Below are 13,165 nucleotides of genomic sequence, written 5' to 3'. Positions count from 1 at the left end.
TTTTCTCATGAAAATAAAAGCCTTACTTCTATTCTCTTTATTAATTACAGTTTTCTCTTGCAATAAAGGCTTTGAAATTATAGATAAACCTATAGAATTTGGTGATTTAAGAAAACAATTAAGCTTGGAGTATATGAATTCTCATTATGGAATTATTCAAGATTCTCCAACCATAGAACCGAAAATAATTGTACTACACTGGACTGCTATTCCTACTTTAGACGCCTCATTTAATGCTTTTGTAAACACAGAAATCGGAAGTCATAGAACTAAAATTAACACCGCAAGCAATCTAAATGTATCCTCTCAGTTTTTGGTAGATCTAGATGGAACAATTTATAGGTTAATGCCAGAAAACTTTATGGCAAGACACGTTATTGGTCTAAATTACAGTGCTATTGGAATAGAAAATGTAGGAGGAACAGATTCAACTCCTTTAACAGAAAAACAAGTTGCGTCTAACATTTGGCTTGTTACTTATTTAAAAGATAAATATGACATCGATTATTTAATAGGTCATTATGAATATACTAATTTCGAAAATCATGAATTATGGTTAGAAAAAGATAGTGGTTATAGAACGAAGAAAACAGATCCTGGAAAAGATTTCCTTTTACAAATTAAAAATGCTACTAAACATTTAAACTTTAAAGAAACTCCAAATTAAACAGCAAGTTCTATTTTGTCTTTTAATAATAAAACCCACTAAGAACTAGTTCTTAGTGGGTTTTATTCTACAATTAATAAGATTTTATTCAGCTACATTCCACCAAAGTGGTGTTGTTAATCTAACATTAGCAGAATTATCTGGCATATTTTCATAATTTCTATCTTCTTCATTATACTCATACATCATTCCTTGAATCCAATCATTAGCACCAGGAAAAATGGTTAAGTTTACATTTACAGGTCTTTCTAAACCTGGGTATATCGTATTGCTGTAATCCATTCTTCTCATATCAACCCAAGTTTCTGGATCAAAAAGTAATGTGATATACTTCTGAACCATAATATGTGTTAATGTTAAACCAGTAGCTCCTATTTCTGCATCCATTTTAGCGATATAAGTTGCAGCCTCCATAGAACTTGCAGAAGCTTTTTCAAAATCTGCTTGAATTCCTATTTTTAAAGCTGCATACGCACCTGGTCTGTCTCCTTTTCTAAATCTTGCCTCAGCTTCAATATACTTAACCTCGCTAAAAGTCATCATATAGGTTGGTGCTGGAGCACTTGTGTAATGCCCTCCATTTCCTAAAGAATAATTACCACCTCCTGTAGCATTATCCGGCAAAGGTCCTTCTCCTGTTCTAACACCTTGATATCCTCCATTTATGGCTTCTGGTACAATTATCTTAAGACGAGGATCTTCATAAGCAACTGGTAGATTTAATGAGTTTTTTAATAATTCTACAAAAAAGTGTGAGAAATAATCAACTCTTGAACTTCCATAACCTCCTGCTGCATATGGTTGACGGTCATTTTCTGCATCGCCACCACCGTAACTTCTAAAAGCATTATCTGCGTTAGATTGAAGTGCTTTAGCACATGCTTCTATAATTGCATCAGCATCATATGCCATGTCTCCAGAACTTTTTTTAGACAAATGATTTAAATAACGTGCCTTTAAAGCATACGCCAATCTTGTCCATTGCTCTTTATTTCCGTTGTAAAAAACATCTCCTCCATTTGCATTTAACTCAATCTCACTTGGTTGTTTTATTTCTACAATTGCTTCGTCTAGCAACTTAATAATACCTTGATAAACCGTTTTTTGATCTTCAAACTTAGGAGTTAAATTTAATGCAGATTCACCGTCATAAGTTTCTTTGAAAACAATAGCTCCATACTGGTCTGTTGTTGTCCCAAAACCATACGCTCTTAAAATTTTACCTACAGCTGTAAAGTTTGGCGAATTGTGTTTTTTTCCTAATACTATTAAATCGGCTGTATTTGGCAAAGAATATACGTAAGCATTTTGCCATAAAAAATAGCGTCCTGTAGTAAAGGAACTACTCCATGTTTCTGAATAATAATTAGCATTATTTTGAGAACCATATTGGGTTACTCCTAAAATCTCTCTACTACCTCTGTAAAGAATACCAGTAAACATGTTTTCAATAGCGCCTTTTATACGGTATTGCGGTTCTAATGATTGCGTTGTTGGTGCGGTTACAGAACTATTTACATCAAAATAGTCTTCCGAACATGATAAAAATCCGAGACTAATAGCTAGTATACAAATAGTATATTTTAAATGTTTCATTTTTTATATTTTAAAAAGTTAATTTAATCCCTACATCGAAGCCTTTTGTATTTGGTGTACCAAGATTGTCTACACCAACTGAACCAGCTCCAGGAACACCTCCTCCAAATGCATTTATCTCTGGATCTACACCACTATAGTTTGTAAAAGTTACTAAGTTTCTTCCTGTTAAAGAAAATTCTAATTTAGAAATAGGTAAGCGATCTATTGCATTTTTACCTAATTGATAATTCAAACTTACATAACGTAAACGTGTATAAGAACCATCTTCAACAAAGTTATCTGAGAGTCTAGAATAATAATCTTGATAATATACTTGGTCTTTAGTAACAGAAATATCATTAATTGATCCATCTGCTTTTACACCAGGAATAATAGTAGTTTCGCCTCTATCTGAAGTATTAGCGCCAACTCCGTAAAATGCCAATGCTGATGCAGTAGCGTTATACACTGTATTTCCTTCTACAATATCTAGCAAAAAAGATAGCCCAAAGTTTTTATATCTCATAGAACTTGAGATACCTAAAGTAAAATCGGGTTGTCTATCTACTTCTGCATAAGTTTCATCCGCTAAAGTTGGGTATCCATTAACCCCTATAAGAACTTCTCCATCATCATTTTTAAGAGCCCTTTTTCCACGAAGTGAAAATAAAGAAGCATTTAACACACCTGCTCCTGCTGCAGAATTTAGAAAAGTCCATGAGTCTGACAAGTAGACTTCTTTAAGCTCTCCTGGTAAATCTACCACTGTAGTTTTATTGCTTCCAAAATTAAAGTTCATAGTCCATTGAAAATCTGAAGTAGATGGCATCAATTTAACAGATAATAATGCTTCTATTCCTTTATTTTCAATTTCTCCTCCATTTAAAGTTGCGTAGAAAGTTCCTGCAGTTGGAGGGACACGTATGTCTGATAATATTTGATTATCTGATATACTTTTATAATAAGTTGCGTTAAAGCTTACTCTATTGTTTAAAAAATTAGAATCAAAACCGATTTCCCAACTATTAGTAAATTCTGGTTCTAATGCAGCATTTCCAACATCTACTCCATTGTATGCATAACCTGTACTACCAAGGCCGTTTATTTGAGTTACTAAATAACTTTCTAACTGACCTATTGGGGCATCCTTTCCTACTTGTGCCCATGTACCTCTAAGTTTTAAATAGCTTAAACCATTACCTTCTGATTTAATATTAAATAAGTCTGTAAGAACAGCAGAACCACCAACAGAAGGGTAAAAGAAAGATCTACTTTTAGACGGCAGTGTTGATGACCAGTCATTTCTACCAGTTACATTTAAAAATAATGCTTTTTTGTATCCTAGTTTTATTTCACCAAAAACACCTACATTTCTTTTTCTTGAAATACGTTCTGTTATACTTTGATTTTCTTTAGCAATATTGCTTATATTATAAATACCTGGTGCCAAGAAATCTTTACCTGTTAAATAATCTGTTTTAACATTACTGTCTTCAATAGTATTACCTGCTAATAAATTCAATTCAAAATTACTTGATAATTGAGTATCGTAAGTCGCAATAAAGTTCGAAGTGTATTTTTTATAAAGTCTTTCGTATTGTGATATATAACCATCACTTCTGGTGTCATTTAATGAACCATTTGCTGTTATTCTACGACTATGTTGGTCATAAATATCTGCACCAAATTTGTAAGAAAGATTCAAGTTTTTATTGATAGCATAATCCAATCCTAAAGAACCTATAAATCTATTTAACTCGTTCGTATTAGGGCTATTCTCTAGACTCCAATATACATTGTCAAATTCTTGCCCTGTGTAAAAACCTTTTTGAGCTCCGTCTGCATCTTCATAGTCTTTTACATTTACTGTAGACGGGTAGTTTAATAAACTCGTAATACTACCGCCAGTTGCATTTCCTTGACGTGTACTATTAATATTTGTTCTAATATAGTTTCCTGAAACCCCTAAAGTAAGCTTATCTGATAGTTTAGAATTTTGTGTAATTCTAAAAGTTGTTTTATCATAAGACGTTGTTGGTATTACTCCTTCATTCGCTAAGTTTCCTATTGAAAAATAAGTGTTGCTTTTTGCTGAACCCCCAGAATAACTTAAAAAATGATTTTGAGTTACTCCCGTAGTGTAAAAATCTTTTATATGATTATACGTTTTTGTTCCTGAAGGGATTTGTTCTCCCCATGATAAAGGGCTATCATCATTATAAATAACACCTCCACCTACTTGAGGTATTTGTTCTCCTTTTCCGTAGTTTCTTTGAATTGATGGAGTTCCAATAATATTATCAACTGAAAGAGAAGAAGATAAAAACACTTTACTTACACCTTCTCTACCTCTTTTAGTTGTAATAACTACGGCACCTTCCGCAGCTTGTATACCATATAATGCAGCAGCAGCAGGGCCTTTAAGTACCGTTATACTCTCTATATCTTCTGGGTTTAAATCAGACGCTCTGTTTGTGCTTGCAACCTCTAAGCTAGAATCTGTAGAGTTGTCAATTGGCAAACCATCTACAATCATAAGTGGTTGGTTGTTTCCGGTAATAGATGTTCCTCCACGAATCATTATTACCGAAGAAGCTCCAGGTGCACCACCAGAACTAGTTACAGTAACACCAGAAACTTTTCCTTGCAAAGTATTAACCATATTGTTTTGGTTACCTTCTAAAAGCTCTTCTGATTTTAATGCTTGTGCAGCATATCCTAAAGATTTTTTTTGTCTTTTTATACCAAAAGAAGTCACAACAACCTCGTCCAGTGCACTAGAATCCTCTTCAAGAACTACATTTAATAAAGATCTACTTATTATAACTTCTTTAGTTTTATAACCAAGTGAAGAAAATATTAGAATATCTCCTTTACTCGATTTAATAGAGTACGCCCCATTAAAATCTGTACTTGTACCTTTCGTCGTACCTTTTATCAGGACACTTACTCCCAATAATTCTCCTGAACTATCTGATACTTTTCCTTTTACAGTTATCTCTTGTGAATAAAAGTTAAGTGTTAATGTTAAGCATAGAATAGTTAAAATAACTAGCTTTTTTTTCATGAAAACGATTTTTGTTGGTTTATATATTCCATAAAAATATATAAAAAAAACAAGTTTACAGCAAAAAAAAATTAAAAGCAGCATTAATTTAATAACTTAATGCTATAAACAGCAATAATAATGCATAGTTAAAAACAAAAATACGCAATTTGTGAAATGTATAATTCTATTTTACATGAGATAAGAAGCTATTTAATCAGCTTTAACCACTATCTTAAAATAGTATAAACCAATGATTCTCTTTTCTTTCGATTAGTTCCGTTATAGAATTCATTTTGTACGTTAATAGTAAAAAGGAACACTACTCTTCTATCATCTTAAACTAAGATTATAAGTTCCCAATACAAAAACCCTGTATCTTTTCCCCCATAATCTATGAAATGAGGTCGGTTTGGGCATAAAAAAAAGTGATAAAAAACAGGCTCAAGAAAACAAGAGTCTTATATTTAGTCTTTATAGATAATTTAATCATTTACTTATAAGGGTTTTCTTATTTTTGTGTAACAGCACAAATTAATACTTCATTTTTAAAAAACAGAATTTATGGCTAATAATATCGTTACCACAGTTTGGACAGAAAAATCGCAATTTGAAACTGACAACCCAAGTGGAAGTAAACTTACAATGTTTGATAAATCTCAAGACAATGGAGATGTTGTTGGTTTTGCTCCTAAAGCTTTAATGCTTTCTTCTTTGGCAGGTTGCTCTGGTTTAGACGTAGTTTCTTTATTAGAAAAAATGCGTGCAGAAGTTGCCGATTTTAAAATTGAAGTTACTGCAGAATTAACTGATGAACACCCTAAGTTTTACAATAAAGTAAAAGTAGATTATCATTTTTCTGACAGTGAATTACAACCAGAAAAAATACAAAAAGCAGTGAATTTATCAGTTACAAAATATTGCGGAGTGATGGAAATGTTTCGTCAGTTTGCAGATGTAGAAATCGAAATTCATTTGCATACAATTTAAAATGAAGTCAAAATTGCTATGAGATGGACTTTAAAACCAGCACCAAATAGAGAAAAAGCAGAAAAATTAGCAGAAGACTTACAAGTAGATATCGCGATCGCTGAAATACTTTGTCAGAGAAATATTGAAACTTTTGAAGCTGCAAAAAGCTTTTTTAGACCAAGTTTAGAGGAAATTCACGATCCTTTTTTAATGAAGGATATGGATCTTGCAGTTGAAAGAATTGAAACTGCTATTGCGAACAACGAAAATATTTTAGTTTTTGGCGATTATGATGTAGATGGAACCACTGCCGTTTCTTTAGTTGCGTCATATTTAAAAACGATTCACCCTAATATTGCAACTTATATTCCAGATAGATATGCAGAAGGCTATGGTGTTTCTTATATGGGAATTGACTTTGCACATGACAATGATTTTTCATTAATAATTGCGCTAGATTGCGGTATAAAAGCGATTGAAAAAGTAGCGTATGCAAAAGAGAAGAGTGTAGATTTTATTATTTGCGATCATCATAAACCAGGTAAAGAAATACCAAAAGCAGTGGCTGTTTTAAATGCTAAAAGAGATGATTGTACGTATCCTTTTGATGAACTTTGTGGTTGTGGCGTTGGTTTTAAACTGATTCAAGCTTTAGGAGTTTCTAGAAACCAAACTATAGCATATTTTATGCCATATTTAGATTTGGTAGCCACTGCAATTGCTGCAGATATTGTACCAATGAATGGAGAAAATAGAGTTTTAGCGTATTATGGTTTGCAAGTGATTAACGAGAATCCTAGAAACGGAATTAAAGCCATTATTCATCAAACGAAAAAAACAGAGCTCACAATAACCGATGTCGTTTTTATAATTGCACCAAGAATAAATGCTGCAGGAAGAATGAAACATGGTAATTATGCGGTTCAACTTTTAACAGAAATGGATTTTGATGCGGCCGTAGAGTTTGCTGCAGCAATAGAAATTTTTAATGCTGATAGAAAAGACTTAGACAAAAAAATTACAAATGAAGCTTTAATTCAGATTATTGATAACAATGAAGAACAAGGCTTCTCTACAGTGGTGTTTCAAGAAGATTGGCACAAAGGAGTTATTGGTATTGTGGCTTCTAGATTAATCGAAAAACACTACAGACCTACGTTAGTCTTTACAAAAAGTGGTGATAAATTAGCGGCTTCTGCTCGTTCTGTAAAAGGGTTTGATGTCTATAATGCCTTAGAAGCTTGTAGCGAATTCATAGAACAATTTGGCGGACATAAATATGCTGCTGGTTTAACCTTATTACCAGAAAATTACGAAAATTTTAAAAAGAAGTTCGAGGAAGTTGTAGAAAGAACCATCGATAAAGAATTATTGACTCCAGAAATTTCCGTGGATGCAGAAATACATCTATCTGAAATTACCCCTAAGTTTTTTAGAATTATTCAGCTAATGGCGCCTTTTGGTCCTATGAATATGAAACCTACTTTTAAATCTGTTTGTGTAAGAGATAATGGGTATGGCAAACAAGTTGGCGCAGACAAAACACATTTAAAACTAAATGTTTTTCAAGGAGATAACAAACAAACGTTTAATTCTATTGGGTTTAATTTAGGCGATAAAATGGGCTTGGTTCAAAATGATTTTGATATTGTCTATGCTTTAGATGAGAACGAATGGAACGGTCGAAAAACGATTCAATTGTTGTTGAAGGATTTGAAATAAGAGGAATCTATCTTAAATTAGTTTTTCAAACAAACGTCATTCCGACAGAGGGAAGTATGAAAGACAAGAAATCTAAAAATTACTTATAATAATTAAACTTTATTAGAAGTGAGAAAAGTTTACAAAAAGTTTAGCGCTTATTAAACCTTTCGTCGGGCTCAATACAGGCTTTTTATTTGAGCTCTTTTTTATTCTTTTTCTGAATAAAAAAGCGAGTAGTGAAAGCAGGAAATAGCTTCTAAAAGATTATTTTTTTTATAAAAAACCCACTCCTAAACTAGAAGTGGGAAAATTGCTATGAAAAAGAAATGATAAGAAGTTTCTTATCATGTTTCTTTAGACGTTCGTTTTTAATAAACTTACACTCTTGCTATAAAATATTTTGAATTAACTCTCCATAGACATTAAAACCATTTTCAACTCCATGTATGTAATGCCTGCGTCTACTTTCTCTTTAAGTGCTGTTAACCCCTTTACATCACCAGCTTCTTCAATCTCGTTTCTGATTTTTTTATAGCGTTTTAATGCAATCAATTCTAAAACATCGATATCGCCAGAAGATATATAATTTGCCAAATGATTCTCTATTGTTCCCAAAGTTAAGCTTCTTTCTTTAACTATTTCTTTAATAGAAAGACCAGATTTAAACAACTCGTAAGTTACTTGTTTGGTTGGTTTTTTATCTGCCTTTTTTTGTTCGTTTAATTTATTTATTCCGTTTTCATCACAATATTTATTGATGACTTCTAAAATTTCTTCCCCATATTTAGAAACACGAACTTTCCCCATTCCAACAACATTTAACAACTCTTTTTCTGTTCTTGGAAGAATATCACACATTGCATACAGCGTTTCTTGTGTAAATATTTGAAAAGCAGGTATACTTTCTGCTACCCTAATTCCGTCTCTTAATTCTCTTAATTTTAAGGCTAAAATTGGGTCTCGTTTAGAAATTACTTTCTTTTTTTTTGTAGGTTCAGATTTTTGTAAAACGGCTTTTGCTCTTACTTTTAAGTATTCTTGTACTTTAAAACCATCTGACATTTTCTGAAGCACAAAAAGTTTTTCTAATAACTTTTCTTGTAACGAATCGAATTGTTTAGAAAAGTCCTTTTTTACAGCTTGATTATCCGAAGAAAATGTAACCGAATTTAAAGGTTTTAGAATATTCCCTTTTGTTTGCACTACAAAATAATCTAGTGCTTTTGTAAATCTTTCTTGAATTGAAGAACTATTTTCGGGAAGAATAGCATCCTCTGAAATCGCATTTAATTGATTTTTAAATCCGTTAGAAACTTTCATTAAAGCCACTACTCCATCATCTTTAATGGTTTGTAAATGATCTATAACATCTCCTTTTATACTTGTTCTATTTTTGTAATAAATATCTATCAAGCGAGATATTGGATATAAAAAGGGTTGATAATCGAATAATTCTGAAATCAAATTCAATTGAAAGTTTTTTTCAGATTGATTTAAAATACGTTCGTCTGGGTGATTTTCTTCAACACTTTCATTAAAAACACTTACAGTTCTATCATTTATAATAGCGCTACTTGTAATTGGTGTTTTTAAAACCAACCCTTCTAAAGAAGTACATCTACTTAAGGCAACATACGTTTGCCCGTGTGCAAAAGACGCTTCTGCGTCTATAATTGCTTTTTCGAATGTTAAACCCTGACTTTTATGAATGGTAATTGCCCAAGCCAAACGCAAAGGTATTTGAGAAAATGAGCCTGTTACGTCTTCATTTATCTCTTTGGTTTCTTCGTTGATAGAATAATTAATATTCTCCCACTTTTCTTTTTCTGTAACAATTTCTTCAATTTCACTACCACATTGCACTGTTACAGAATTGCTAGAGATATTGGTAATAACACCTATTTTTCCGTTAAAATATCTTTTTTCTGGCGAAGAATCGTTTTTAATAAACATTACTTGCGCGCCAACTTTTAATTCTAGTCTTTCTGAATTAGGAAATGCATTTTCATTGAACTTCCCAGAAACTTCTGCTTTAAAGAAAGCGCTTTTAGCTTTCAGTTTATTCAGTTCAGAATTGTTGATTAAATTCGCTCTATTATTATGTGTTGTTAAAGTTATATAGCCTTCTTCTTTTGTTGGAGAAAAAGAGGGATCGTAATTTTTATTTAAAATTTTAGCAGATTCATCAGACAACGTATTTGTTCTAATTTCATTTAGAATCTTAATAAATTCTTCATTTTTCTGACGGTAAATATGTTTCAATTCTATAGAAACCACATTTGCTTCTTGGTAGGCTTTCGAACTAAAAAAGTACACCGTATTGTAATGTTGTTGTAGTAAACTCCATTCATTTGGTCTTACAACTGGCGCTAATTGTTGTAAATCTCCAATCATTAAAATCTGTGCGCCTCCAAAAACTTTATCACGATTTTTATAACGTCGCATTACTTGGTCTATTCCGTCTAACAAATCTGCACGAACCATAGAAATTTCATCAATAATTACTAAATCTAACGATTTTATAATATCAATTTTCGTTTTCGAGAATTTACGTTGCTGATTTGTATTTGCAATTTGATCAGGTAAAATAGGTCCAAAAGGCATTTGAAAAAATGAATGAATCGTTACTCCTTTTGCATTAATTGCTGCAACACCAGTTGGCGCCACAATAACCATTCTTTTTAAAGATTCCTTTTTAATTTGATGTAAAAAAGTAGTTTTTCCTGTACCTGCTTTTCCGGTGATAAAAAGATTTCTATCTGTTTTATCTATAAATTGTAGGGCAAGTTCTAATTCAGGATTTTTAGCCATTTTACTTTTTGACGCAAGATAAATAATTAAATTATACTACATAAAAAATCCCGAGCAAAAGCCCGGAATCTTGATAACTAAAAATCTAAAACTCCAGGTAATTCTATTTATGAATGTCTATAAATTCAATAATTTCTTTGTAATTTTTATTCCATGGCCAAAAGAATTGACTCATCATTGGAATGTGTTTCTTTGATTGGAAATTGATTTTAACGCTTGGTTGGAACTTATTTAACTTTTCTATAAAATCTTTATTTTGAGAAATAATTGATGGAAATGTTTTAGTTCCCGTAATCATAAAAATTGGTGGTGTTTTTTCTGATACAAAATAAATAGGAGAAGCATCTTTCCAATTTTCTTTTTTGTCTGTCCAAGTTACATCATAATTATAATTTTTAGTTGGTGGATATTTCTTTAGATAAGAATACATATCTAATCCTGCTGCATCATTCAGAATTATACCTTTTACGACATCTCTATCTTCTAAATATTTAGGATTCGTTCCTACCAAAGCAATTAAATGCCCACCTGCAGAATGTCCCATTAAAAATATTTGATCGGGATTTCCGTTGTACTTTTCAATATTTTCATGCGTCCATTTTATAGCTGCTGCAACTTCCTTTGCCATCGTATCATAATTCCCATTAGGACTTAAAGTATAATTAGGAATTACGGTTACCACATCTTTTTTAGCAAAATTTCTACCTAAAAATCCATAAATACCTTTTCTTCCTTCATTCCAGTAACCACCATGAATAAAAATAACAACAGGGTTGTCTTTAGACTTTCTCGTTTTATAAACATTTAATTCAGGAAAAGATGCTACTAAAGCTTTTGAATCTTTTGTATACGGAATATCACTTATTTTTTTTGATGCACAACTAAACAATAAAAAGGCACAAAAAACAACTGCTAGTGTTTTAAAAAAATTATTTATATCAATTGATGCTATTAATTTGTTCATCCCTTTTACTTTAATGGTCTGTTATATTATGCTTTAAAAAGTTTTAAAGAATTTTCTTAATTAATTTGAAATACTTAAAAGGCACGTATTTTAATGGCAGATCCATCCATGTTGGCGTTGTTACTACTGCTCTTTTATTACTAAAAACTAAAAAACTTTCTTGTCCGTGATAATTTCCCATTCCGCTATTTCCTACACCTCCAAATGGCAAATTATGATTGCTTATATGCATTAATGTGTCATTCACACAGGCTCCACCAGATGTCGTTTTTGCTAAAACGTCTTTTGCTTTTTTGTTTTTTCCAAAATAATAAAAAGCCAAAGGTTTTTCATTCTTATTAATGTAACTAATTGCTTCATCGATATGATTAAAACTCATTACCGGTAAGATAGGTCCGAAGATTTCTTCTTGCATTACCAAAAAATTAGGCTGAACATTATCTATGATAGTTGGCGCAACAAATTTTTCTTTTATATCAATCTCACCACCAGTGTGTATTTTCCCTTCACTTAACAAACCACTCAAGCGTTCTACAGCTTTTTCATTTACAATACGAGGATAAAAACGACTTTCCTTTATAGTATCACCATACATCAGTTTTATATTCTTGGCAATTTTGTCTAATAATTCTTCTTTAATAGACTCATGAGCAAAAAGATAATCTGGGGCAATGCAAGTTTGACCTGCATTAATTAATTTACCCCAAGTAATTCGTTTAGCAGCTATCTCTATATTTGCATCAGCATCAACAATACACGGACTTTTCCCACCCAATTCTAAAACGACAGGTGTTAGATTTTCGGCTGCTGCTTTCATTACTACTTTACCAACTTTAGGGCTTCCTGTAAAGAAAATGATATCAAAATTCTGTGCAAATAATATTGTATTGGTTTCTCTTCCTCCTTGAACCACACTAATATAATCTGATTCAAAATTTTCTGAAATCATATTCTCCATTACCTTAGCAACGGTTGGCGTATCTGGTGATGGTTTTAGCACACTACAACATCCTGCAGAAATAGCTCCAACAAGAGAATTTATTAGTAATTGAAACGGGTAATTCCAAGGAGCAACTATTAATGCAGTACCTAGAGGTTCATACAATACTTTACTAGAGGAGGGAAATAAATGAATAGGTGTTGACACTTTTTTGGGTGATGCCCATCTCTTTAAATGCTTGATATGATTGTCTATTTCACCAGTAACAATACTAATTTCAGTTAAGTATGCTTCTTCCGCAGATTTGTGTAAATCTTCCCATAAAGCATTTTCTATTTTTTCTTGATGTTGAAGAATTGCTTTTTTCAACGTACGAAGCTGCGTTAATCGAAAGTCGATATCTTTCGTCTTTTGTGTCGAAAAAAATGTACGATGACCTGCAATATATTTAATAATTAACTCTTCTGCTGTAGCTATCATAAT

At 31.9% G+C, this 13,165-nt stretch carries 8 protein-coding genes; 3 read left to right on the top strand and 5 right to left on the bottom strand.

Annotated features, from left to right (window positions below):
* Positions 1 to 7 precede the first annotated feature (7 nt).
* On the top strand, positions 8 to 667 hold the full coding sequence (locus CW731_RS12380) for an N-acetylmuramoyl-L-alanine amidase (protein ID WP_100947014.1): 660 nt from the start codon (positions 8 to 10) through the stop codon (positions 665 to 667).
* Between the two features lie 84 nt (positions 668 to 751).
* Here the strand turns inward: CW731_RS12380 and CW731_RS12375 are convergent, their stop codons facing one another.
* Entirely contained in the window at positions 752 to 2,263 is a 1,512-nt protein-coding gene (locus CW731_RS12375; protein ID WP_100947013.1) for a SusD/RagB family nutrient-binding outer membrane lipoprotein, read from the bottom strand.
* A 10-nt stretch (positions 2,264 to 2,273) separates the two neighbouring features.
* Complete coding sequence (locus tag CW731_RS12370) at positions 2,274 to 5,312, bottom strand: SusC/RagA family TonB-linked outer membrane protein (RefSeq protein ID WP_100947012.1); 3,039 nt, start codon at positions 5,310 to 5,312, stop codon at positions 2,274 to 2,276.
* A 543-nt stretch (positions 5,313 to 5,855) separates the two neighbouring features.
* Here CW731_RS12370 and CW731_RS12365 point away from each other — a divergent pair.
* Together CW731_RS12365 and recJ are read left to right on the top strand one after the other, a co-directional pair.
* Positions 5,856 to 6,281, top strand: a complete 426-nt coding sequence (locus CW731_RS12365; protein WP_100947011.1) for an OsmC family protein — start codon at positions 5,856 to 5,858, stop codon at positions 6,279 to 6,281.
* A gap of 18 nt (positions 6,282 to 6,299) precedes the next feature.
* Positions 6,300 to 7,985: a single-stranded-DNA-specific exonuclease RecJ gene (gene recJ, locus CW731_RS12360; RefSeq protein WP_100947010.1), complete on the top strand. Its 1,686-nt coding sequence runs from the start codon at positions 6,300 to 6,302 to the stop codon at positions 7,983 to 7,985.
* 387 nt (positions 7,986 to 8,372) lie between these two features.
* On the opposite strand, the gene CW731_RS12355 is transcribed toward recJ, so the two are convergent.
* From CW731_RS12355 to CW731_RS12345, 3 genes are all read right to left on the bottom strand, one after another.
* The gene (locus tag CW731_RS12355; protein ID WP_100947009.1) at positions 8,373 to 10,778 is read right to left on the bottom strand and encodes a helix-turn-helix domain-containing protein; all 2,406 of its coding nucleotides are present in this window, start codon (positions 10,776 to 10,778) and stop codon (positions 8,373 to 8,375) included.
* A gap of 103 nt (positions 10,779 to 10,881) precedes the next feature.
* Positions 10,882 to 11,742, bottom strand: coding sequence for an alpha/beta hydrolase (locus CW731_RS12350; protein ID WP_100947008.1), 861 nt, complete (start codon positions 11,740 to 11,742; stop codon positions 10,882 to 10,884).
* A 43-nt stretch (positions 11,743 to 11,785) separates the two neighbouring features.
* Positions 11,786 to 13,162: an aldehyde dehydrogenase gene (locus CW731_RS12345; RefSeq protein WP_100947007.1), complete on the bottom strand. Its 1,377-nt coding sequence runs from the start codon at positions 13,160 to 13,162 to the stop codon at positions 11,786 to 11,788.
* Positions 13,163 to 13,165: the final 3 nt, after the last annotated feature.

Origin of the sequence: Polaribacter sp. ALD11 (assembly GCF_002831685.1) — a bacterium.
Classification (GTDB): domain Bacteria; phylum Bacteroidota; class Bacteroidia; order Flavobacteriales; family Flavobacteriaceae; genus Polaribacter.
The sequence above is the reverse complement of the archived record's forward strand: the minus strand, read 5'-3'. Positions and strand labels throughout refer to the sequence as shown.